Source organism: Pseudomonas sp. WP18, from assembly GCF_036689585.1.
GTDB lineage: Bacteria > Pseudomonadota > Gammaproteobacteria > Pseudomonadales > Pseudomonadaceae > Aquipseudomonas > Aquipseudomonas chlororaphis_E.
The window spans coordinates 1,197,822-1,219,942 of sequence record NZ_CP144758.1; the positions used below are offsets into that span (position 1 = coordinate 1,197,822).

Here is a 22,121-nt window from a genome sequence, read left to right on the forward strand (position 1 = left end):
GCCACGAACTCTACGTGGGTAAACCGTGAGCGTTTCTCTAAGCCGTCTCGAGCGCCAGCTCGGCTATACCTTCAAGGATCCGGAGTTGATGCTCCTGGCCCTCACTCACCGCAGTTTTGCCGGTCGCAACAATGAGCGCCTGGAATTCCTCGGTGATGCGATCCTCAACTTCGTCGCCGGCGAGGCGCTGTTCGAGCGCTTCCCGCTGGCCCGTGAAGGCCAGTTGTCGCGTTTGCGCGCGCGCCTGGTAAAAGGTGAGACCCTGGCCGTGCTGGCCCGTGGTTTCGACTTGGGTGACTACCTGCGCCTGGGTTCCGGTGAGTTGAAAAGTGGTGGTTTTCGCCGCGAGTCGATCCTCGCCGATGCCTTGGAAGCGTTGATTGGCGCGATCTACCTGGACGCCGGCATGGAAAAGGCTCGCGAGCGCGTGCTGGCCTGGTTGACCTCCGAGATCGACAGCCTGACGCTGGTGGACACCAACAAGGACCCGAAGACGCGCCTGCAGGAGTTTTTGCAGTCGCGCAGTTGCGAGCTGCCGCGCTACGAAGTCGTGGATATCCAGGGCGAGCCGCATTGCCGAACTTTCTTCGTCGAATGCGAAGTTGTCTTACTGAATGAAAAAAGCCGAGGCCAGGGTGTGAGTCGTCGTATTGCCGAACAGGTAGCGGCCGCCGCAGCACTGATTGCCCTGGGCGTGGAGAATGGCAATGACTGATACAACCCTGACCCGTTGCGGCTATGTCGCCATTGTTGGCCGGCCGAACGTGGGCAAGTCCACATTGCTGAACCACATCCTCGGGCAGAAGCTGGCGATCACCTCGCGCAAGCCCCAGACCACCCGCCACAACATGCTGGGCATCAAGACCGAAGGCGCCGTGCAGGCGATCTACGTCGACACCCCTGGCATGCACAAGGGCGGCGAGAAGGCGTTGAACCGCTACATGAACAAAACGGCGTCGGCGGCGTTGAAAGACGTCGACGTGGTGATCTTCGTGGTCGACCGCACCAAGTGGACCGAAGAAGACCAGATGGTCCTCGAACGCGTCCAGTACGTGACCGGTCCCTTGATCGTGGCGCTGAACAAGACCGATCGCATCGAGGACAAGGCCGAGCTGATGCCGCACCTGACCTGGTTGCAGGAACAACTGCCCAACGCCCAGATCATCCCGATCTCGGCCCAGCACGGCCATAACCTCGACGCGCTGGAGCGGGTGATCGCCGAACACCTGCCGGAAAACGATCACTTCTTCCCGGAAGACCAGATCACCGACCGCAGCAGCCGTTTCCTGGCCGCCGAGCTGGTGCGCGAGAAAATCATGCGCCAGATGGGCGCCGAGCTGCCGTACCAGATCACCGTCGAGATCGAAGAGTTCAAGCAGCAAGGCAAGACCCTGCACATCCACGCCTTGATCCTCGTCGAACGTGACGGCCAGAAGAAAATCATCATTGGCGACAAGGGCGAGCGCATCAAGCGCATCGGCACCGAGGCGCGCAAGGACATGGAGCTGCTGTTCGACTCCAAGATCATGCTCAACCTGTGGGTCAAGGTGAAGGGTGGTTGGTCGGATGACGAGCGGGCGTTGCGCTCGCTGGGTTACGGCGACCTGTAATCCGTCCGGCCGTACACCACGGACCTTGTGGGAGCGGGCTTGCTCGCGAATGCGTCCTGTCAGTCGACATCATTGTTAACTGATACACCGCCTTCGCGAGCAAGCCCGCTCCCACATTGGTTTTGGGTCGTTTATACAATTGTGCTCCGTCAGTGAGACTTCAACTTCCATGTCCTCCAGCCCACCCATCGCCCAATCCGCCTACGTCCTGCATTCGCGCGCCTACCGCGAAAGCAGCGCCCTGGTGGACTTCCTCACGCCGCAAGGGCGGCTGCGGGCGGTGTTGCGTGGGGCTCGGGGCAAGGCCGGGACCCTGGCGCGGCCGTTCGTGCCGCTGGAAGTCGAATTGCGCGGTCGGGGCGAGTTGAAGAATGTCGGGCGCATGGAAAGCCAGGGCGTTGCCGCCTGGCTCAATGGCGAGGCGTTGTTCAGCGGCCTGTACCTCAATGAATTGCTGATCCGCCTGCTGCCCGCCGAAGATCCCCATCCCGCGGTCTTCGACCACTACGCCGCGACCCTGCTAGCCCTCGCCGAAGGCCGCCCGCTGGAGCCGCTGTTGCGCTCGTTCGAATGGCGGCTGCTGGATGACCTTGGCTATGGTTTTGCCCTGGACACCGACCTGCATGGCGCGCCCATCGCGGCCGACGGCCTGTACCGCTTGCAAGTGGATGCCGGCCTCGAGCAGGTCTACCTGTTGCAACCGGGCTTGTTCAACGGCGCCGAACTGTTGGCCATGGCCGAAGCCGATTGGACCGCGCCAGGCGCCTTGTCGGCGGCCAAGCGTCTGATGCGCCAGGCCCTGGCGGTTCACCTGGGTGGCAAACCGCTGGTCAGTCGCGAGTTGTTTCACAAGCCTTGATCAACCCGTATGCTGTGGGCCGTCCATTAGCCCATTCAGGAGCGCTTTTTCGTGAGCACCAGCCAACGCATTCTTCTCGGCGTGAACATCGACCATGTCGCCACCCTCCGCCAGGCCCGGGGTACGCGCTACCCGGATCCGGTCAAGGCCGCACTGGACGCCGAAGAGGCGGGCGCCGACGGCATCACCGTGCACCTGCGGGAGGATCGCCGGCATATCCAGGAGCGCGACGTACTGCTGCTCAAGGATGTGCTGCAAACCCGCATGAATTTCGAGATGGGCGTGACCGAGGAAATGATGGCGTTCGCCGAGCGCATCCGCCCGGCGCACATCTGCCTGGTGCCTGAGACGCGCCAGGAACTGACCACCGAAGGCGGCCTGGACGTGGCGGGGCAGGAAGCGCGGATCAAGGCGGCGGTGGAGCGGCTGGCGAAGACCGGTGCCGAGGTGTCGTTGTTTATCGACGCCGACGAGCGGCAGATCGAAGCCTCCCGACGTGTCGGCGCCCCGGCCATCGAACTGCACACTGGCCGCTATGCCGACGCCGAAACCCCGTCCGCCGTGGCCGATGAGCTGCGGCGGGTAGCCGATGGCGTCACCTTCGGCCTGGCCCAGGGCCTGATCGTCAACGCCGGCCACGGCCTGCACTACCACAACGTTGAGGCCGTGGCGGCCATCAAGGGCATCAACGAGCTGAACATCGGCCACGCGCTGGTGGCCCACGCGCTGTTCGTCGGGTTCAAGTCGGCGGTCTCGGAAATGAAAGCGCTGATCCTGGCGGCTGCTAAGGCCTGATGCCACCACATAACTCAATATGCCTGCTTATTTAAGGCCTGCTTGATTCATTGTGGCGAGGGGATTTATCCCCGTTGGGCTGCGAAGCAGCCCTAAAATCTGGCGCCTCGGTGTGTCAGGCAGATTGAGTTGACAGCTTTGGGGCTGCTTCGCAGCCCAACGGGGATAAATCCCCTCGCCACAGATTCATCACAGCATCAGGGATTGTGTGGGGCTTTCAGAGCGGCGGGGTTTCCTGGTTCGGCTTGCTCTTGTCGACGCCCGGTACGTGCAGGTTGCCCTCGGCCACCTGGTTGCCTTCGAGCTGCGGCTGCGTGACCCAGGTCAGGATGTCGTAGTAGCGCCGGATGTTCGCCACGAAATGCACGGGTTCGCCGCCTCGGGCGTAGCCGTAGCGGGTCTTGCTGTACCACTGCTTCTGCGACAGGCGCGGCAGGATTTTCTTCACGTCCAGCCACTTGTTCGGGTTCAGCCCTTCCTTGGCCGCCAGCTTGCGGGCGTCGTCCAGGTGACCGCTGCCGACGTTGTAGGCGGCGAGGGCGAACCAGGTGCGGTCCGGTTCTTCGATGCTCTCGTCCAGTTGGTCCTTCATGTAGGCCAGGTACTTGGCGCCCCCCATGATGCTTTGCTTGGGGTCCAGGCGGTTGGACACGCCCATGGCCTGGGCCGTGTTCTGGGTCAGCATCATCAGGCCGCGCACGCCGGTCTTGGACGTGACCGCCGGTTGCCACAGCGATTCCTGGTAGCCGATTGCCGCCAGCAGGCGCCAGTCGACCTTTTCCTGCTTGGCGTAGGTCTTGAAGTGTTGCTCGTACTTGGGCAGCCGCTGCTGCAGATGCTGGGCGAAAGTGGTGGCGCCCATGTAGCCGAGAACATCGACGTGCCCGTAGTAACGATCCTTGAGGCGCTGCAGGGTGCCGTTCTTCTGCACCTTGTCGAGGTAGCTGTTGATCTCGTTGAGCAGGCTGTTGTCTTCACCGGGGGCCACCGCCCAGCTCTGGCTGCGAGCGTCGCCCAGGTCGAAGGCCACGCGCACGTTGGGGAAGTACACCTGGTTCATCGCCACTTCGTTGGAGTCCACCAGGGTCAGGTCGATCTGGCCCTCGTCGACCATGCGCAGCAGGTCGACCACCTCAACGGCGTCGGACTCTTCGTATTCGATGCCGGGGTATTGCTGTTTCAATTGCGCCAGCTGCTCGGCGTGGGTGCTGCCCTTGAGCACCATGATCTTCTTGCCCGCCAGGGCCGCCGCGTCGGTGGGGCGCGACTGGCCGTTGCGGTAGATGACCTGGGGCGTGACCTCCAGGTAGGCGTGGGAAAACCGCACCTGCTTCTTGCGCGGCTCGCTGCTGACCAGGCCTGCGGCGGCCAGCACCGGGCCGTTGGGCTTGCCGATCTGGCTGAACAGGTCGTCGAGGTTGTCGGCGGTCTCGATCTTCAGCTCCACCCCCAAATCGTCGGCGAAGCGCTTCACCAGCTCGTATTCGAAGCCGGTTTCACCGTTGCGATCCTCAAAGTAGGTGGCGGGGCTGTTCCGGGTGATCACCCGCAGCACGCCATCCTCCTTTACGCGCTCCAGTGTGTTGGGTTTCTCAACACAACCACTGAGCACCAGGAAGAGTCCGGTTGCGATCAGCCACTTGGCATATCGCGGACGCAAAGCCGTTGGGGAAAACATCTGCGCAGTATACGCAAACGGCCCTTACCGCCATATCTCGACAGCAAATGGCCAGTCTGCTAGCGATTGCAAAACATGTCCGCAACTCAGGCCGGCCGGCGCGCGGCGGGTTTTATGGCACTGAAAAAAATCTCTGCGCGAACATTGGAACGTGCGTCCAATCCGGTTTTTCGGGCAAAGACCGACATTCGGGGCGCATCCGGGGTGCCGTTTCGGGTGCCGTTGCCGGCGGTTTAGGCTAGAATGCACGGCCTCAAAGCACACCCCCTTCCCGAGGCTGTCCCGAAGATGTTGATCCTGCGCGGCGCTCCTGCCCTTTCTGCCTTTCGCCACAGCAAACTTCTTGAGCAACTGGGCCGATGCGTCCCGGCTGTCAGCGGCTTGTATGCTGAATTCGCTCACTTCGCCGAAGTCACCGGCGCTTTGACCGGCGACGAACAGCAGGTGCTCGCGCGCCTTCTGAAGTACGGTCCCAGTGTTCCCGTCCAGGAGCCCACCGGCCGCCTGTTCCTGGTACTGCCACGGTTCGGCACCATTTCGCCGTGGTCGAGCAAGGCCAGTGACATCGCCCGCAACTGTGGCCTGGCGAAAGTCCAGCGCCTGGAGCGCGGCATTGCCTTCTATGTCACCGGTGAGTTCAGCGAGGCCGACGCCCGGCTGATCGCCGAGAACCTGCATGACCGCATGACCCAGATCGTACTGGGCAACCTGGAGGAGGCCGCCGGCCTGTTCAGCCACGCCGAGCCCAAGCCACTGACCGCCATCGACGTGCTGGGCGGCGGGCGCGCCGCGTTGGAAAAAGCCAACGCCGAACTGGGCCTGGCCCTGGCCGAAGACGAGATCGATTACCTGGTCAACGCCTTCCAGGGTTTGCAGCGCAACCCCCACGACATCGAACTGATGATGTTCGCCCAGGCCAACTCCGAGCACTGCCGCCACAAGATCTTCAACGCCAGTTGGGACATCGACGGCCAGAGCCAGGAAAAAAGCCTGTTCGGCATGATCAAGAACACCTACCAGATGCACAGCGAAGGCGTGCTGTCTGCTTATAAGGACAACGCCTCGGTCATCGTCGGCAGTGTGGCCGGCCGCTTCTTCCCGGACCCCGAGACTCGCCAGTACGGCGCGGTCCAGGAGCCGGTGCACATCCTGATGAAGGTCGAGACCCACAACCACCCGACCGCGATTGCCCCGTTCCCGGGCGCGTCCACCGGTTCCGGTGGCGAGATCCGCGACGAAGGCGCCACGGGTCGCGGTGCCAAGCCCAAGGCTGGCCTGACCGGTTTCACCGTGTCGAACCTGCAGATCCCGGGCTTCGAACAACCGTGGGAAAAGCCCTATGGCAAGCCTGAGCGCATCGTCAACGCCCTCGACATCATGATCGAAGGCCCCCTGGGGGGCGCTGCGTTCAACAACGAATTCGGCCGTCCGGCGCTCACCGGTTATTTCCGCACCTTCGAACAATCCATCGCCACCCCGCGCGGTGAAGAAGTGCGCGGCTACCACAAGCCGATCATGCTCGCCGGCGGCATGGGCAACATCCGCGCCGAACACGTGCAGAAAGGCGAGATCGTGGTCGGCTCCAAGCTGATCGTCCTCGGTGGCCCGGCCATGCTCATCGGCCTGGGCGGCGGCGCTGCGTCCTCGATGGCCACCGGCACCAGTTCGGCGGACCTGGACTTCGCCTCGGTCCAACGGGAAAACCCGGAAATGGAACGCCGTTGCCAGGAAGTCATCGACCGTTGCTGGCAGCTGGGCGACAAGAACCCCATCAGCTTCATCCACGACGTCGGCGCGGGCGGCCTGTCCAACGCCTTCCCGGAGCTGGTCAACGACGGCGGCCGTGGTGGCCGCTTCGAATTGCGCAACATTCCAAACGACGAGCCGGGCATGGCCCCGCACGAAATCTGGAGCAACGAATCCCAGGAGCGTTATGTCCTGGCGGTCGGCCCGGCCGACTTCGACCGCTTCAAGGCCATCTGCGAGCGCGAGCGCTGCCCGTTCGCCGTGGTCGGCGAAGCCACCGCCGAGCCGCAACTGACCGTGACCGACAGCCACTTCGGCAACAGCCCGGTGGACATGCCGCTGGAAGTGCTGTTGGGCAAGGCCCCGCGCATGCACCGTTCGGCCGTTCGCGAAACCGAGCTGGGCGATGACTTCGACCCGTCCACTCTCGACCTCGCCGACTCCATCGAGCGCGTCCTGCATCACCCGGCCGTGGCAAGCAAGAGCTTCCTGATCACCATCGGCGACCGCACCATCACCGGCCTCGTGGCCCGCGACCAGATGGTCGGCCCGTGGCAAGTACCGGTGGCCGACGTCGCCGTGACCGCCACCAGCTTCGACGTCTACACCGGTGAAGCCATGGCCATGGGCGAGCGCACGCCGCTGGCGCTGCTGGACGCCCCGGCGTCGGGCCGCATGGCCATCGGCGAGGCCCTGACCAACCTCGCGGCCTCGCGCATTGGCAAGATCTCCGACATCAAGCTGTCGGCCAACTGGATGTCCGCCGCCGGTCATCCGGGCGAAGACGCCCGCCTGTACGACACCGTCAAGGCCGTCGGCATGGAGCTGTGCCCTGAGTTGGGCATCACCATCCCGGTGGGCAAGGACTCCATGTCCATGGCCACGCGCTGGAAAGACGAAGGCGTGGACAAGAGCGTGACCTCGCCGCTGTCGCTGATCGTGACCGGTTTTGCCCCGGTGACCGATGTCCGCCAGACCCTGACCCCGCAACTGCGCATGGACAAGGGCACCACCGACCTGATCCTGATCGACCTGGGCCGTGGCCAGAACCGCATGGGCGCCTCGATCCTGGCCCAGGTGCATGGCAAGCTCGGCAAGCAGGCACCGGACGTTGACGATGCCGAAGACCTGAAGGCGTTCTTCGCCGTGATCCAGGGCCTCAACGCCGACGGTCATCTGCTGGCCTACCACGACCGTTCCGACGGCGGCTTGCTGACCACTGTGATGGAAATGGCCTTCGCCGGTCATTGCGGCCTGAACCTGACCCTCGACAGCGTGGCCGAGTCCGCCAGCGAAATCCCGGCCATCCTGTTCAACGAAGAGCTCGGTGCGGTGATCCAGGTGCGCCAGGACGCCACCCCGGACATCCTCGCCCAGTTCAGCGCCGCCGGCCTGGCCGAGTGCGTCTCGGTGATCGGCCAGCCGATCAACAACGCGCACATCGACATCACCTTCAACGGCGACACCGTCTTTGAAGGCCAGCGCCGCCTGTTGCAGCGCCAGTGGGCTGAAACCAGCTACCAGATCCAGCGCCTGCGGGACAACGCCGAGTGCGCCGAGCAGGAATTCGACGCGCTGCTGGAAGAAGACAACCCGGGGCTGAGCGCCAAGCTCAGCTACGACGTCAACCAGGACGTGGCCGCGCCCTACATCAAGAAAGGCATTCGCCCACAGGTGGCGGTACTGCGTGAGCAGGGCGTCAACGGCCAGGTGGAAATGGCGGCGGCGTTCGACCGTGCCGGTTTCAACGCGATCGACGTGCACATGAGCGACATCCTCGCCGGTCGTGTCGACCTGAACGACTTCAAGGGCCTGGTTGCCTGTGGCGGTTTCTCCTACGGTGACGTGCTGGGGGCCGGCGAAGGCTGGGCCAAGTCGGCGCTGTTCAACAGCCGCGCCCGTGACGCGTTCCAGGGCTTTTTCGAGCGCAACGACAGTTTCACCCTCGGTGTGTGCAACGGTTGCCAGATGATGTCCAACCTGCACGAGCTGATCCCCGGCAGCGAGTTCTGGCCGCACTTCGTGCGCAACCGTTCCGAGCAGTTCGAAGCCCGCGTGGCGATGGTCCAGGTGCAGGAGTCGAATTCGATCTTCCTGCAGGGCATGGCCGGCTCGCGCATGCCGATCGCCATCGCCCATGGCGAAGGCCATGCGGAATTCGAAAGCGAAGAGGCGTTGCTCGAAGCCGACTTGTCCGGTTGCGTGTCGCTGCGTTTTGTCGACAACCACGGCAAGGTCACCGAAACCTACCCGGCCAACCCGAACGGTTCGCCGCGCGGGATCACCGGCCTGACCAGCCGCGACGGCCGTGTGACCATCATGATGCCGCACCCTGAGCGTGTTTTCCGCGCGGTGCAGAACTCGTGGCGTTCGGACGACTGGAACGAAGACGCGCCATGGATGCGCATGTTCCGCAACGCCCGCGTCTGGGTGAACTAAAGGCGTGTACAAACTCTGCTTCTTCGTCCCGGCCAGCCATGTGGACGAGGTCAAAAACGCCGTATTCGCTGCCGGTGGCGGGCGAATCGGCGACTATGATCACTGCGCCTGGCAAGTGCTGGGCCTGGGCCAGTTTCGCCCGTTGGACGGCAGCCAGCCGTTCATTGGCGAAGCGGGGCAGGTTGAGCAGGTCGAGGAGTGGAAGGTGGAGCTGGTTGTCGCTGATGAGTTGATTCGTGGGGTAGTGGAGGCTTTGAAACAGAGCCATCCCTACGAGACGCCGGCGTATGAGGTGTGGCGGTTGGAGGATTTTTGATCTTCCTACGCTTGAATCGCTTAAATGAAAAACCCGCTGAGTAGATCGGCGGGTTTTTTATTGGGGGCGAGATTTGGGTGTATATCCGTTGCTGCGGTCATGGCTGCTTAGGGTTCCGCCCTTACGGCGGGTCACTTTTGGAAGAGCGCCAAAAGTAACCAAAAGCGCTTTGCCCCACCACTCGGCACCTCGCCCAGGCGAGGTGCCGAGTGGTGGGGCCAGCGTTCTTTGCTTACTTTCTTCTGGGCCGGCATTCCGGGGCGTTTGAAAGAAAGTAAGTCGCCGTAAGGGCGAAACCGCCAGCAGCCATTACCGCAGCAACGGATATGCCCCCGTATGAAACATCCGCAACCAGGCAATTGGTCTGTCAGACGCACCGAAGTTTCCGACAAGTTTTTAAGGTTGTCGCTCGGAAGCGAGGGCTCTAGCTTTCGGGGCCCGTCTCCAAGCGCATGGATCGCCTATTAGTCTTTGGCAAGGCTGAGTGGCAGATCCAGGTTTCAAGGAGCAACACCAGCCTCTGAGGTTCAAACATGGAAATGCCGGAAATGATCACTCCTCGCCTCAATACCCGCACCGCGCTGGGGCAGGCTTTGGTTTCAATGTTCAAATCCGTCGAAGCAGAGCTGACATCTGAGAGTGCAAAACCAGGGGCGGTTAAAGTCATGGTATTTGGTGGATGCGCAGTGCACCTCTATACAAATCATCGTGTTTCCACGGACGTTGACGCGGAAATCTATGAGGCCAGCCTTCCGGACGGTTTTGATCTTCGAATGCTGCTCGCGCAAGTGCCCGAGCAATTTCGCGACGAGAAATCCGGTCGATTGATGGAGCTAAACTACGACCTCCAATACAACACCAGCTTTGGTCCAATTCACGAGGACTACTGGGTTCGAAGCCTTACCCTTGAAGAGTTCCCTGTCGAGTCTCCTTTGCATGTTCACATTGCCGCTCCGATCGATATTGCGATTTCAAAGCTGGGTAGGGCAACGGATCAAGATATTGGCGACATCATGGCGCTTCTGAGGGCTGGCTTCATTTTATCTTCCGAGCTGCGTCGACTGGCGCTGCAGGCAATTGACGTATATGTTGGCAACAAAGAGCCTCCAACCTCTGTTCTTAACCACATTTTGCAAAATTATTTGGAGGATACAGATGACGAAGCCTTCTAACGGCCAAGTCCTCTCGGCCGCTCTGGACACATTGGTCAAGAACCCATTGGATCACGCAGACGATGCTGCGCTTGTGAGCATGGCCAAGGCTGTCTGGTATTCCAGCGCGGATTTAATAAGCGCAGCCCAAGCTTTCCTGAGCCAACACACTGATGAGGTCGAGCAGCGTCGAGCAGGATATTTGCTCGAACGACTCACCCGTTTTTCGTGTGTCACGGACAGTCGTGCGTTGGAAGTTTTCAATGCCCTAGAGCTGTTCTTGCGCTCGACACCCAAGCAAGCCATTACCTCACAGACTGCTGTTGCGCTTCGCAAGCGCCGTGATGAACTGGCTCTTTCTTGGGGGTTAAAGGAAGGTCTTGGTTTGAAGGTGCAAACCCTTTTGCCTTTTCAGACTCGGCATTATGAGGCTGAGCAGCGGGCAGCGTTTGTTTGAATCCAAATATCACCAATGAAAACCGGCCTAGGCCGGTTTTTTGTTGTGTGAATACTTGTCCATTGGTCTGTCAGGCGCACCGAAGTTTCCGACAGGTTTTTAAGGTTGCCCGTCGGAAGCGACGGCTCTAGCCTTTGGGTGTCGCTGCCAATTCAGCGACCGGGTTTGACCGTCCGAAAACACAAGGGGCAATAGGCCCGGACAATTTGTCCTGGGCTCCATTAATAAAAGGAGCTTCCATTGAAAAATAATTCTGACATTCCAAACCCGGCATCCACCTTCCCCTACGGCGACTACGCCCCCGAAAAACTGAAGGAAGCCGCCGACCGAGCGATGGACCATTACCTCAAGCCTGAAGACGGCGAGTCAGCCCCCCAACCCTCGACGCAGCTCTTCACCGTGACCGCCGGTGTCGACCCCGAAGTGATGCTGGCCAACCTCAGCGAAACCCTGGCCTCGGCCAACGCCATGCTCAGCGACCTGGCGTTCGACCTGGAAGGTTCACGACGCCATGTGGCACTGGGCGTGGCGCAGATGATCGAGCTGGGCACGTTGCTGGCGAACAAATGCCTGGACCGGGCAGAGCTCCGGGTTTGATGCCATAAGCACCGGCCCCGTTGTCGGACTGGCCCAGCGGTCGCAGACCCCCTCGCCACAGCAGGGCGAGGGGGCGTACAAGGCCTCAAGTGGAGCCGACAGCCTGCATGACGGCTGGTGTCGGTTTGAAGCTATTGGTGGACGTTCTCGAGTCGGCAAACTTCTTTTTCAATGCCGATGCACTCGACCGGTTGGCTCACGCCTTTCTCGAAACGGCGCGCGTTCATCAACAGCCCGCTTTTGATACCACCGATGAATGCGAAGGCGCCTGGACGGTTGCCGGTATATTCACCTGACAGATCCACCGCCACGCTGTTGGGCCTGACCTCATAGACCCAGCCGCCGTTTTCTGCTTCCGTGACCGCCCAGATCTTGGCATCGCTATAGTCACGAAATGCCACGACGACCGATTGAATGGAGGGAGACTCTGGGCTGCTCGCCCAGCGTAAGACCGGTGGCTGCGAATTCTTTGCTCGTAACCCGCTGGCCAGTGCTTCTGCTCCCTGCACAGGATTGATCCTCGACGAGCCCACTGCCCAGAGGGATTGTTTGTTCGTTGTCCAGGCCAGACCTTCTGCGGGTGTGAGCTTGTTCCAATCGATTCGGGTCGCGGCCACTTCCTGCATTGTCTCGTGACCGGTGGGTTCACGGTAGTTAGGGTTCGCGACACAATCGGCGAGATTGGTTTTGTTGCAGGCCTGCTTGATAAAGATCCCCTTGACCCCGCCCGGGTAGCTGATCTCTTGCTCACCTACAATAGGCCCGCCCGATTGCTCCTGATCGATGCCATGGGGAGCCCTGAATTCGAACACCCATTCATTGGCGAAGCTCTGGGCGATACGTTGATTGCGGGTGGTGCTGCTATATACCGACCGTGGGGCGCCAGCGCCATGCCTGAACCAGTCATACATCCATTCGTCTTCGGGAAACGCGACGGATTTGGGCAATAGCCCGTCCTGGAACGCCTCCAACCCCTGATTGGTGGTGTCGCCCCGATAGAGCGTGTCCATGTCGGTTCGCCAGCGCAGGGAAGGGGTGGTCGCACGGATGTCCACGCTCGGGTCTGCCGTGACCTGAAGCCAGGCCTGGTACCAGGGCTCTTCTTTCTGCGCCGAGCCCTGGGTTGCCGCCCACGCATAAGAACCCGCTTGCCAGGCGCCAGCCAACACCACGGCGACCGCCGTCGCCCGGATGAAACCGTTACTTCTACTCATGATTTGGACACCTCACCTGAAACGAGGATGCCAACCGAATCACATACTTCATTACGACCTATTCTTCGAATTGACAGTTTAAATATTGATTGCGCAGTGCGAAGACCCCGCTGGGGTGCGCCTCGGTTCACTGCGTGAGACTGAGAATAGATGAAGGATCAGAGTTTGATGGCTCGATCTTGTAACAAGCTGATAGTCGAGGAATGGCAGGGACAGGGCGATGTGCGTCACTGGTCGGAAATATCCGTTACCTGTTATTTCTGACAGTAGATAAGCGTTGTGCGATGACTTTTAATCGAGGGTTTTGCAAGGGGTGGTGGAGCACCGGATTGCATTGCGCCTGTGGAATTGAGAGATGGCAAGGGAGGGGGCGGCTGGTAGGGCGCTTTCGCGGGCGAGCCCGCTCCCACAGGGGGAAATGCATTCGGGCATGCATCGGCATGGCCGGGGTCCTAGAGGCTGGGGTTCTCACCCCGCGTATGGCTGCGCCCACCGGCCCCTTCGCATCGCGGCGCTACGGCCGAATCTCGATCATCGTACCGTCGGGCACCAGGTTCCAGACTTCGCGCATGTCGACGTTGCGCATGGCGATGCAGCCGTCGGTCCAGTCCAGGGTGTGGAACAGTTCTTCAGGGTTTTCCTCGGTGTCCGGCGTGCCGTGGATCATGATCATGCTCCCCGGTTCCACCCCTTCGCGCCGGGCGCGGGCTGCGTCGCTGATGTTGGGGTAGGAAATGTGCATCGACAGGTAGAAGCGATCGCTGGTCTTGCGCCAGTCGATCCAGTAGAAACCCTCGGGGGTGCGCTTGTCGCCCTCGATCAGCTTGGGGCCTTTCTTGGCGCCCTTGCCCAATGAAATGCGGTAGGTCTTGAGCGGTTTGCCGTCGTTGATCAATTGCAATTGATGGGCGGACTTGAGCACCAGCACTTTTTCGATGAGCTTGCCGTCGTAGGTTCCCAGCGCAGACGCCTGGGACAGGGCGGTGAACGACAAGCAGAACAGCACAAGCAACCAGCGCATTGACAGGGTATTCCTATGGGGTTTCAGGTATTGGCAGGTTGAGCCAGCGGCGGGATCGATTCGCTGCGCACCGGGTAGGCCTCGGCGCGACGGTCCGCGTAGAAATATTCCAGGGTGCGCCCCACGGTGCGAAACGCCAGTTCATCCCAGGGAATGTCGGCTTCTTCGAACAGTTGCACTTCCAGGCTCTCGGGACCGGCGGCGAAATCCTCGTCCACCAGTTCAGCGCGGAAGAATACATGCACCTGGCTGATATGCGGTACGTCTATCAGCGTATAGATGCTCAGGTTGCGCACCCGGGCGCAGGCTTCTTCGGCGGTTTCGCGCACGGCGGCCTGTTCGACGGTCTCGCCGTTTTCCATGAAACCCGCCGGCAGCGTCCAGTAGCCGCGCCGCGGCTCGATGGCGCGCCGGCACAGCAGGACTTTACTGCCCCAGGTCGGTACGCAACCGGCCACGATGTTGGGGTTCTGGTAATGGATGGTGTGGCAGGTGTCGCAGACAAACCGCAGGCGCGAGTCGCCTTCGGGTATGCGTTGGGTCACCGGGTTACCGCACTGGCTGCAGAATTTCATGCTGGGGTTCCTGAATGCTGCGCCTATCTTGGCGTGCGCGGGCGGGGTCGGCAAGTTGTCGTTTCGCGACACGACGCGGTGTCGGGGGTTGGGCGGCTTGAACGATTGGTGCATGATGCAAGGTAGCGAATAAATCGAGAAGTCTCATGCTGGACGAGCTACTGCATCGAGTAAGCAACCATACCCCGCGTGACCTGCAGGCCGACCGTCGCTTCCCTGAAGCCGCTGTGCTGGTGCCGATCACTCGCGGTGACGAGCCGGAGCTGGTATTGACCTTGCGCGCCAGCGGGCTCTCGACCCACGGCGGCGAAGTGGCGTTCCCCGGCGGACGCCGCGACCCGGAAGACCCGGACCTGATCTTCACTGCCCTGCGCGAAGCCGAGGAAGAAATCGGCCTGCCCCCCGGTCTGGTGGAGGTGATCGGCCCGCTCAGCCCGCTGATCTCGCTGCATGGGATCAAGGTCACGCCGTATGTCGGGGTGATTCCGGATTTTGTCGAGTACCGGGCCAACGATGCCGAGATCGCCGCGGTGTTCAGCGTGCCGCTGGAGTTTTTCCGCAAGGATCCCCGCGAACATACCCACCGTATCGACTACCAGGGCCGCAGTTGGTACACGCCCAGTTACCGTTATGGCGAATACAAGATCTGGGGTCTGACGGCGATCATGATCGTCGAGCTGGTCAACCTGCTGTACGACGCGGGCATCGACCTGCATACGCCGCCCAAGAGCTTCATCAACACCTGACGCCCCGAGGATTGCCATGAAATACCGTTTGGGCGATGCCCGTGTCGAAACCCATCCCGACAGTTGGGTCGCACCCAACGCCACGCTGGTGGGCAAGGTCCGCCTCGAAGAGGGCGCCAACGTCTGGTTCAACGCCGTGCTGCGCGGCGATAACGAGCTGATTCTGATCGGCCGGAACAGCAACGTGCAGGACGGCACGGTGATGCACACCGACATGGGGTACCCGCTGACCATCGGCACCGGCGTGACCATCGGCCATAACGCCATGCTTCACGGTTGCACGGTGGGCGACTACAGCCTGATCGGCATCAATGCGGTGATCCTCAATGGCGCCAGGATTGGCCGCAATTGCATCATCGGCGCCAACTCGCTGATCGGCGAGGGCAAGGAGATCCCCGACGGTTCGCTGGTGATGGGCTCGCCCGGCAAGGTGGTGCGCGAGTTGACCGAGGCCCAGAAGAAAATGCTCGAGGCCAGCGCCGCCCACTATGTGCACAACGCCCAGCGCTACGCTCGCGACCTGTCCGAGCAAGACCAATGAGCGCGTCCGAGCGCCCGGTTCCTTCGCCCTGCGTGAGCATCTGCGCACTGGACGATGACGACATCTGCACCGGCTGCCAGCGCAGCGTGGCGGAAATCACCCGCTGGAGTCGGATGGACAACGAAGAGCGGCGCAGCGTCCTGGCGTTGTGTCACGAGCGGGCGAAGGCCAGCGGGTTGGTGTGGATGTTGCCCGCGAAGTCCTGAGCGATGAAAGCTCCACTGTGGCGAGGGGATTTATCCCCGTTGGGCTGCGAAGCGGCCCTAGAACCAGACAACTCGGTGTGTCAGACAGATTTGAGTCCACAGCGATGGGGTTGCTTCGCAACCCAGCGGGGATAAATCCCCTCGCCACAAAAGTGATCGGCGATAAATCCCTAGCGCGCCCGCCACCGATCAACCCCCACCACCCCCAGCGCAATCACGACAAACCCCAACAAGATCCCCCCGGCATTGATGAACACCTGTGGATAACCCAGGTTGGCCACATCAATGAACGGGTAGGGGTAGGCCGCCAGCAGATTGCCCCGCAACAAAATGTAGGCGAAATACACCAGCGGGTAGAGGATCCACAGCCCGATATGGCCCAGGCGCAACGAGCCCTTGGGCACCCATTGCCACCAATAGATCAGGTAGAGCAGCGGCACTACGTCGTGCAGCAGTTCGTCGGCCACGAACTGCCAGCCTTCGGGTTGCCAGAGGTGCCGCAGCAGCAGGTTGTAGGCCAGGCTCACCAGGGCAATGCTGGCGGCGATGCCGCTGCGTACGGCGGGCCGCAGGAACCAGCGGCGCACAGCCGATGGCCGTGGGGTCTGTTCCCAGGTCAGCACCACCGCCACCAGGGTGTTGGTCAGCACGGTGAAGAAGCTGAAGCAATTGACCAGCCCACCCAACAGGCTCGCGCCCAGTTCCCAGCGCCCCAGCAGGATCAGGTACAACTGGATGCTCAGCCCCACCCAGGCCAGCAGTGCCGTCACCGACACGAAGTGCTGCCGCAGGGCGACGCGCCCATCCGAGCCCATGGCTCAGACCGGCCGCTTGGTGCGCATCAGCTTGATGTAGAGACGTTCGACTTTCTCCCGCGCCCAAGGGGTCTTGCGCAGGAAGGTCAGGCTCGACTTGATGCTCGGGTCGCTCTTGAAGCAGCGGATGTCGATGCGCTCGGCCAGCCCGGACCATTCGTAGTGCTGCACCAGGACGTTGAGGATCTGCTCCAGCGTCACGCCGTGCAGCGGGTTGTTGTTGGGTTCGGTCATGGGGAGGCCTTTACGCGAAAAGGGTGAAAGCCGCGCACCTTAGCCGAGGTGCCCGTGGGGTGGAAGCCTAGCGTGCGCCATCGGGCGTCCGCGCGGTAGCTGTCGAGGCACACTGTTACCGATTTCGCGATGATCCATGTCAACAAAAGCACTTTCTCTATCTGTAACAGAACATTATCCTTGCGCCGCTTGCTGAAACGCTTCTTTTAGCGCGCTAGAGCCTTTTCGCTGTTCTCGATGTTCTGCCTTCAATCTTAAAAGACAGCGCTATCTCTGCATCCGCAGCGACCTGCTTTTCTGTGGGAGCGGGCTTGCTCGCGAAAGCGATTTCATATTCAGCCTCATTAGTCGACTGATTCACCGCTTTCGCGAGCAAGCCAACTCCCACAGGGGGTTCGTAACATCCGGAAACTTTTAACTGAACCAAGCCCCCAAAGGATCGTCATCTACAGTGAGACTTTGCGCGGGACTCCTTAAAACCTCACGGAGAATCACACTATGAGCACTGAGGGTGCTTTGAGTCGAAGCCGTCTGCTACCGAGCCTGCTCGGCATTCTGCTTCTATTGATGGGCTTGGCCCTGCTGGCGGGCGGAGTCAAGCTGAGCACGCTTGGCGGCTCATGGTATTACCTGCTGGCGGGTATCGGCCTGGCGCTGACCGGCGTGCTGCTGATCATGGCCCGGCGCGCGGCCCTGGGCCTGTACGCGCTGGTGCTGTTTGCCAGCACCGTGTGGGCGCTGTGGGAAGTGGGCCTGGACTGGTGGCAACTGGTGCCGCGCCTGGCCCTGTTGTTTGCTCTGGGCATCGTCATGTTGCTGCCATGGGTGCGCCGTCCGTTGTTGACCGCCGACGCATCGCCCATGGGCACCCGCGCATTGAGTGCGGCCGTGATCATCGCCGGTATCGCCGCGCTCGCCAGCCAGTTCACCAACCCGGGTGAAATCAAGGGCCAACTGGATCGCGACACCGTAGAAGGCATGACCAACACCGCCCCGGCGATGCCGGACGGCGACTGGAATTCCTACGGCCGCAGTGCTCACGGCGACCGTTACTCGCCACTGGCGCAGATCACCCCGCAGAACGTCAGTAAGCTGGTGCCGGCCTGGACCTATCGCACCGGCGACCTGCCAGGGCCGAACGACCCGGGTGAGACCACCGCCGAAAACACCCCGCTCAAGGCCAACGGCATGCTCTACGTGTGCACGCCCCACAGCCAGGTGATTGCCCTGGAGCCGGAAACCGGCAAGGAAATCTGGCGTTTCGATCCGAAGCTTTCCACGCAAAAGGCGGAGAACTTCAAGGGTTGGGCGCACATGACCTGCCGTGGCGTGAGCTATCACGATGACGCCGCGTACGCCTCTGCCGAACAGAGCCCCACCGGCGCTGCCAGCGCTGCGCCAGTCAGCACCGTGTGCCCGCGCCGGATCTTCCTGCCGACCGCCGACACCCGCCTGATCGCCCTCGATGCCGACACCGGCAAGATGTGCGAAGACTTCGGCGACAAGGGCCAGGTCGACTTGAGCGCCAACATCGGCGGCTTCACGGCTGGCGGTTACTATTCCACTTCGCCACCGGCGGTCACCCAGAACCTGGTAGTGATCGGCGGCCACGTCACCGACAACGTGTCCACCGACGAGCCGAGCGGTGTGATCCGTGCCTATGACGTGCACACCGGCAAGCTGGTGTGGAACTGGGACAGCGGCAACCCGGACGACACCACGCCGATTGCCGAAGGCCAGACCTATACCCGCAACTCGCCGAACATGTGGTCCATGTTCAGCGTCGATGAAAAACTCGGCATGCTGTACCTGCCGATGGGCAACCAGACCCCCGACCAGTTCGGTGGCATGCGCACCCCGGAATCGGAAAAATACGCCGCCGGCCTGACCGCCCTGGACATCGCCACCGGCAAGGTGCGCTGGTACTTCCAGTTCACTCACCACGACCTGTGGGACATGGACGTGGGCGGTCAGCCGACCCTGATGGACATGAAGACCGCCGAGGGCGTGAAGCCGGCCGTGCTGGCCTCGACCAAGCAGGGCAGCATCTACGTGCTGGACCGCAGCACCGGCAAGCCGATCATCCCGATCAAGGAGATCCCGGTGCCGCAAGGCGCGGTGGAAGGCGACCATACCTCGCCGACCCAGCCGATGTCCGACCTGAACTTCGTGCCGCCGGTCCTCAAGGAGCGCGACATGTGGGGCGTGACCCCGTTCGACCAGATGCTCTGCCGGATCGACTTCAAGTCGCTGCGCTATGACGGCATGTTCACCCCGCCGTCGCTGCAAGGCTCGATCGTCTACCCAGGCAACTTCGGGGTGTTCGACTGGGGCGGTATCTCGGTCGACCCGGTGCGTCAGATCGCCTTCGTCAACCCGAGCTACATGGCGTTCAAGTCCAAGCTGGTCCCGGCGGCGGAAGTGGCCGGCGGTCCGGGTCGCAAGAGCGAAACCGAGGGCGTGCAGCCGAACAAGGGCGCGCCGTATGGGGTGATCCTCGAAGCGCTGCTCTCGCCCATGGGCCTGCCTTGCCAGGCGCCGGCGTGGGGTTATGTGGCGGCGGTGGACCTGACCAACCACAAGACCTTGTGGAAGCACAAGAACGGCACCGTGCGTGACAGCTCGCCCGTGCCGATCCCGCTGAGCATGGGCGTACCGAGCCTGGGCGGCACCTTCACCACCGCCAGCGGCCTGGCGTTCCTGAGCGGCACCCTCGACCAGTACCTGCGTGCCTATGACGTGAAGAACGGCAAGCAGCTGTGGGAAGGCCGCCTGCCAGCCGGCGCCCAGACCACGCCGATGACCTACACCGGCAAGGACGGCAAGCAGTACGTGCTGGTCGTCGCCGGTGGCCACGGTTCCCTGGGCACCAAGCAGGGTGACTATGTGATTGCTTACAAACTGCCGGATTAAGCCCTACCGGCGGACATGAAAAAGGCGACACCTTTACGGGTGTCGCCTTTTTTTGCAGCATCGGTTTTTGGTGAGCGCAGGCCTTTGAGCGGTTGAGCTTTTGTGGCGAGGGAGCTTGCTCCCGCTGGGCTGCGCAGCAGCCCCAAAAAAAGCAGCCACCTCAAACTACCTGATCCACCGAGTTGCTAGGTTTTAGGGCTGCTTCGCAGCCCAACGGGGATGAATCCCCTCGCCACAGATGAATCCCTTTACTACAGGGGATTAGTGTGCAGCTTTTACAACTCGATCTTCACCGCCTGCGAAGCCCGGGTCGCCTTGGCACGGGCCGCTTCGATGGATTCGTCGCGGGCCAGGGCCACGCCCAGGCGGCGCTGGCCGTTGACTTCCGGTTTGCCGAACAGGCGCAGGGCGGTGTCAGGCTCGCTCAGGGCGGCGCCGAGGTTGGCGAACGCGGTCTGGGTCGACTGGCCTTCCACCAGGATCACCGCCGAGGCCGACGGGCCGAACTGGCGGATCAGCGGGATCGGCAGGCCGAGGATGGCGCGGGCATGCAGGGCGAACTGCGACAGGTCCTGGGAAATCAGCGTCACCAGGCCGGTGTCGTGTGGCCGTGGCGACACTTCGCTGAACCACACCTGGTCGCCCTTGATGAACAACTCGACACCAAACATCCCGCGCCCACCCAGGGCCTCGGTCACTGCCTGGGCGACGCGCTCGGATTCGGCCAGCGCCGCCGGGCTCATGGCCTGGGGCTGCCAGGATTCCTGATAGTCGCCTTTCTCCTGGCGGTGGCCGACCGGGTCACAGAAGGTGGTGCCGCCGGCATGACGGACGGTGAGCAGGGTGATTTCGTAGTCGAAGTCGATGAAGCCTTCGATGATCACCCGACCCTTGCCGGCCCGGCCGCCTTCCTGGGCGTAGTCCCAGGCTTTCTGCACGTCATCATCGCTGCGTAGCAGGCTCTGGCCTTTGCCCGACGAGCTCATCACCGGCTTGACCACGCAAGGGAACCCCAGGCTTTGCACGGCCTTGCGGTAGTCTTCGACGGTGTCGGCGAAGAAGTACGGCGAGGTTGGCAGACCCAGTTCTTCGGCGGCCAGGCGGCGGATGCCTTCACGGTTCATGGTCAGTTGCGCGGCACGGGCGGTCGGGATCACCGTGAAGCCCTCGGCTTCCAGCTCCACCAGGGTGGCGGTGGCGATGGCTTCGATTTCCGGCACGATGTAGTGCGGTTTCTCGGCTTCGATCACTGCGCGCAGGGCAGCGCCGTCGAGCATGTTGATCACGTGGCTGCGATGGGCCACTTGCATGGCCGGCGCGTTGGCATAGCGGTCCACGGCAATTACTTCGACGCCCAGGCGCTGCAGTTCGATTACCACTTCCTTGCCCAGCTCACCGCTGCCACACAACAAAACGCGGGTCGCGGTCGGCGACAATGGAGTACCGATACGGGTCATCTGAAAGTCCTCAAGCAGGAGCGGATCGTCGAGGGTTGCGCGCCGGGCGAGCTTCCCGTGGGAGAAAGCGCGGCATTTTACATGAACCGCAGGTTTTGGCTTCAGCTGGCGACGGCCTGTTTGCGTAAACGCCAGGCCATGATCAGCCAGACCGCCGTGACCCCGGCGAACTTGGAGGCCAGGGCGGTCCCGACCACGCCCGGCGTCAGGGCATCGATCAGGCCGAAGAAGATGAAGGTGTCCAAGGGAATGCTCAAGGCCGAACTGATCCACAGCCGATCATGCAGCGGGCGCCGGGTGATGGTGAACACCAGCCAGTCGATGCACTCGGACACCGCGAAGGCCGTGGCGCTGGCCAGGGCGATGGTCGGGTCCGAGGTGACATAGGACAGCACCAGCGCCGCCAGCATCGCGACGATGGCGCCATGACCGAAGCGGGTCTGCACCATGTCCCGCAGGATAAACACCAGCCCACCCCAGGCCGACCAGATGATGTCCAGGTGCGGCGCCGCGGAAAACGCGTAGTTGATCAGCACGACGCTGCTGATGTAGGCGAGCAGGAAAAGCATGGGGGGACCCGGTTCAGCCGATATTCGAAGGCGAATGATAAACCGGTGGCGAAGCGATTTATCGGTGGAGAGGGATTTATCTGTGGCGAGGGGATTTATCCCCGTTGGGCCGCGAAGCGGCCCCCATCAACTCGCCTCAATCGGCCTGATACTCCGGGTTGGCTGGTTTTAGGGCTGCTGCG

The 22,121-nt window shown here is 62.0% G+C and carries 21 protein-coding genes; 13 read left to right on the top strand and 8 right to left on the bottom strand.

All coding sequences use genetic code 11. From position 1 onward, the window contains the following. Positions 1-25 precede the first annotated feature (25 nt). The 4 genes from rnc to pdxJ all read left to right on the top strand — a co-directional run bounded on the left by rnc (position 26) and on the right by pdxJ (position 3,264). Positions 26-715 carry a ribonuclease III gene (gene rnc / locus V5F23_RS05165; RefSeq protein WP_042732747.1) on the top strand — a complete coding sequence of 230 codons (690 nt, stop codon included), beginning with the start codon at positions 26-28 and terminating at the stop codon, positions 713-715. Then, a complete protein-coding gene (era, locus tag V5F23_RS05170) occupies positions 708-1,610 on the top strand; it encodes a GTPase Era (protein WP_047737114.1) in 903 nt (300 codons plus the stop codon). The genes rnc and era overlap by 8 nt, the downstream gene beginning before the upstream one ends. 169 nt (positions 1,611-1,779) lie before the next feature. Then, complete coding sequence (recO, locus tag V5F23_RS05175; protein ID WP_042731858.1) at positions 1,780-2,469, top strand: DNA repair protein RecO; 690 nt, start codon at positions 1,780-1,782, stop codon at positions 2,467-2,469. A gap of 51 nt (positions 2,470-2,520) precedes the next feature. Then, positions 2,521-3,264: a pyridoxine 5'-phosphate synthase gene (gene pdxJ / locus V5F23_RS05180; protein WP_042731857.1), complete on the top strand. Its 744-nt coding sequence runs from the start codon at positions 2,521-2,523 to the stop codon at positions 3,262-3,264. 217 nt (positions 3,265-3,481) lie between these two features. Here the strand turns inward: pdxJ and mltF are convergent, their stop codons facing one another. Beyond that, positions 3,482-4,942: a membrane-bound lytic murein transglycosylase MltF gene (gene mltF, locus V5F23_RS05185; protein ID WP_080922146.1), complete on the bottom strand. Its 1,461-nt coding sequence runs from the start codon at positions 4,940-4,942 to the stop codon at positions 3,482-3,484. A 288-nt stretch (positions 4,943-5,230) separates the two neighbouring features. On the opposite strand from mltF, the gene purL reads away from it, so the two are divergent. The 5 genes from purL (at position 5,231) to V5F23_RS05210 (ending at position 11,648) form a co-directional block, all read left to right on the top strand. After that, complete coding sequence (gene purL, locus V5F23_RS05190) at positions 5,231-9,127, top strand: phosphoribosylformylglycinamidine synthase (protein ID WP_047737109.1); 3,897 nt, start codon at positions 5,231-5,233, stop codon at positions 9,125-9,127. A 4-nt stretch (positions 9,128-9,131) separates the two neighbouring features. Further along, positions 9,132-9,443 carry a YqfO family protein gene (locus tag V5F23_RS05195; protein ID WP_123578175.1) on the top strand — a complete coding sequence of 104 codons (312 nt, stop codon included), beginning with the start codon at positions 9,132-9,134 and terminating at the stop codon, positions 9,441-9,443. A gap of 533 nt (positions 9,444-9,976) precedes the next feature. Next, positions 9,977-10,615, top strand: a complete 639-nt coding sequence (locus V5F23_RS05200; protein WP_123578174.1) for a DUF6036 family nucleotidyltransferase — start codon at positions 9,977-9,979, stop codon at positions 10,613-10,615. After that, positions 10,599-11,051, top strand: a complete 453-nt coding sequence (locus V5F23_RS05205) for a hypothetical protein (RefSeq protein ID WP_042730930.1) — start codon at positions 10,599-10,601, stop codon at positions 11,049-11,051. The genes V5F23_RS05200 and V5F23_RS05205 overlap by 17 nt, the downstream gene beginning before the upstream one ends. A gap of 240 nt (positions 11,052-11,291) precedes the next feature. Next, on the top strand, positions 11,292-11,648 hold the full coding sequence (locus V5F23_RS05210; RefSeq protein WP_052497387.1) for a DUF6124 family protein: 357 nt from the start codon (positions 11,292-11,294) through the stop codon (positions 11,646-11,648). Positions 11,649-11,779: 131 nt separating this feature from the next. Here the strand turns inward: V5F23_RS05210 and V5F23_RS05215 are convergent, their stop codons facing one another. The 3 genes from V5F23_RS05215 to V5F23_RS05225 form a co-directional block, all read right to left on the bottom strand. Then, entirely contained in the window at positions 11,780-12,862 is a 1,083-nt protein-coding gene (locus tag V5F23_RS05215; RefSeq protein WP_047737097.1) for a hypothetical protein, read from the bottom strand. Between the two features lie 514 nt (positions 12,863-13,376). Then, entirely contained in the window at positions 13,377-13,883 is a 507-nt protein-coding gene (locus V5F23_RS05220) for a L,D-transpeptidase family protein (RefSeq protein ID WP_042730932.1), read from the bottom strand. Positions 13,884-13,906: 23 nt separating this feature from the next. Then, complete coding sequence (locus V5F23_RS05225; protein ID WP_042730933.1) at positions 13,907-14,458, bottom strand: NUDIX hydrolase; 552 nt, start codon at positions 14,456-14,458, stop codon at positions 13,907-13,909. A gap of 146 nt (positions 14,459-14,604) precedes the next feature. On the opposite strand from V5F23_RS05225, the gene V5F23_RS05230 reads away from it, so the two are divergent. Genes V5F23_RS05230 through V5F23_RS05240 form a run of 3 tightly spaced genes read left to right on the top strand, consistent with a single transcriptional unit; the run spans position 14,605 to position 15,951 of the window. Beyond that, positions 14,605-15,204, top strand: a complete 600-nt coding sequence (locus V5F23_RS05230) for a CoA pyrophosphatase (protein ID WP_123578173.1) — start codon at positions 14,605-14,607, stop codon at positions 15,202-15,204. A gap of 16 nt (positions 15,205-15,220) precedes the next feature. After that, positions 15,221-15,745 carry a gamma carbonic anhydrase family protein gene (locus V5F23_RS05235; protein WP_042730935.1) on the top strand — a complete coding sequence of 175 codons (525 nt, stop codon included), beginning with the start codon at positions 15,221-15,223 and terminating at the stop codon, positions 15,743-15,745. Further along, positions 15,742-15,951 (top strand): DUF1289 domain-containing protein, encoded by a 210-nt coding sequence (locus V5F23_RS05240; protein WP_042730936.1) that lies wholly within the window; start codon positions 15,742-15,744, stop codon positions 15,949-15,951. Before V5F23_RS05235 ends, V5F23_RS05240 begins: the two co-directional genes overlap by 4 nt. A 170-nt stretch (positions 15,952-16,121) precedes the next feature. Here the strand turns inward: V5F23_RS05240 and V5F23_RS05245 are convergent, their stop codons facing one another. Together V5F23_RS05245 and V5F23_RS05250 are read right to left on the bottom strand one after the other, a co-directional pair. Then, a complete protein-coding gene (locus V5F23_RS05245) occupies positions 16,122-16,766 on the bottom strand; it encodes a Pr6Pr family membrane protein (RefSeq protein ID WP_123578172.1) in 645 nt (214 codons plus the stop codon). Between the two features lie 3 nt (positions 16,767-16,769). Next, positions 16,770-17,000: a VF530 family protein gene (locus V5F23_RS05250; RefSeq protein ID WP_042730938.1), complete on the bottom strand. Its 231-nt coding sequence runs from the start codon at positions 16,998-17,000 to the stop codon at positions 16,770-16,772. Between the two features lie 498 nt (positions 17,001-17,498). Between V5F23_RS05250 and V5F23_RS05255 the strand changes: the two genes are divergently transcribed. Continuing rightward, positions 17,499-19,913 (top strand): glucose/quinate/shikimate family membrane-bound PQQ-dependent dehydrogenase, encoded by a 2,415-nt coding sequence (locus tag V5F23_RS05255; RefSeq protein ID WP_123578171.1) that lies wholly within the window; start codon positions 17,499-17,501, stop codon positions 19,911-19,913. Positions 19,914-20,188: 275 nt separating this feature from the next. Here the strand turns inward: V5F23_RS05255 and purT are convergent, their stop codons facing one another. Together purT and V5F23_RS05265 are read right to left on the bottom strand one after the other, a co-directional pair. Further along, positions 20,189-21,370: a formate-dependent phosphoribosylglycinamide formyltransferase gene (purT, locus tag V5F23_RS05260; protein WP_123578170.1), complete on the bottom strand. Its 1,182-nt coding sequence runs from the start codon at positions 21,368-21,370 to the stop codon at positions 20,189-20,191. Between the two features lie 101 nt (positions 21,371-21,471). Next, entirely contained in the window at positions 21,472-21,939 is a 468-nt protein-coding gene (locus V5F23_RS05265; RefSeq protein ID WP_042730941.1) for a VUT family protein, read from the bottom strand. Between the last annotated feature and the right edge of the window lie 182 nt (positions 21,940-22,121).

Coding starts and splice junctions, on each gene's coding strand:
- era (WP_047737114.1), top strand. CDS start 708: ATGACTGATACAACCCTGACCCGTTGCGGCTATGTCGCCATTGTTGGC.
- recO (WP_042731858.1), top strand. CDS start 1,780: ATGTCCTCCAGCCCACCCATCGCCCAATCCGCCTACGTCCTGCATTCG.
- mltF (WP_080922146.1), bottom strand. CDS start 4,942: ATGTTTTCCCCAACGGCTTTGCGTCCGCGATATGCCAAGTGGCTGATC.
- purL (WP_047737109.1), top strand. CDS start 5,231: ATGTTGATCCTGCGCGGCGCTCCTGCCCTTTCTGCCTTTCGCCACAGC.
- V5F23_RS05200 (WP_123578174.1), top strand. CDS start 9,977: ATGGAAATGCCGGAAATGATCACTCCTCGCCTCAATACCCGCACCGCG.
- V5F23_RS05205 (WP_042730930.1), top strand. CDS start 10,599: ATGACGAAGCCTTCTAACGGCCAAGTCCTCTCGGCCGCTCTGGACACA.
- V5F23_RS05215 (WP_047737097.1), bottom strand. CDS start 12,862: ATGAGTAGAAGTAACGGTTTCATCCGGGCGACGGCGGTCGCCGTGGTG.
- V5F23_RS05220 (WP_042730932.1), bottom strand. CDS start 13,883: ATGCGCTGGTTGCTTGTGCTGTTCTGCTTGTCGTTCACCGCCCTGTCC.
- V5F23_RS05225 (WP_042730933.1), bottom strand. CDS start 14,458: ATGAAATTCTGCAGCCAGTGCGGTAACCCGGTGACCCAACGCATACCC.
- V5F23_RS05230 (WP_123578173.1), top strand. CDS start 14,605: ATGCTGGACGAGCTACTGCATCGAGTAAGCAACCATACCCCGCGTGAC.
- V5F23_RS05235 (WP_042730935.1), top strand. CDS start 15,221: ATGAAATACCGTTTGGGCGATGCCCGTGTCGAAACCCATCCCGACAGT.
- V5F23_RS05240 (WP_042730936.1), top strand. CDS start 15,742: ATGAGCGCGTCCGAGCGCCCGGTTCCTTCGCCCTGCGTGAGCATCTGC.
- V5F23_RS05245 (WP_123578172.1), bottom strand. CDS start 16,766: ATGGGCTCGGATGGGCGCGTCGCCCTGCGGCAGCACTTCGTGTCGGTG.
- V5F23_RS05250 (WP_042730938.1), bottom strand. CDS start 17,000: ATGACCGAACCCAACAACAACCCGCTGCACGGCGTGACGCTGGAGCAG.
- V5F23_RS05255 (WP_123578171.1), top strand. CDS start 17,499: ATGAGCACTGAGGGTGCTTTGAGTCGAAGCCGTCTGCTACCGAGCCTG.
- purT (WP_123578170.1), bottom strand. CDS start 21,370: ATGACCCGTATCGGTACTCCATTGTCGCCGACCGCGACCCGCGTTTTG.
- V5F23_RS05265 (WP_042730941.1), bottom strand. CDS start 21,939: ATGCTTTTCCTGCTCGCCTACATCAGCAGCGTCGTGCTGATCAACTAC.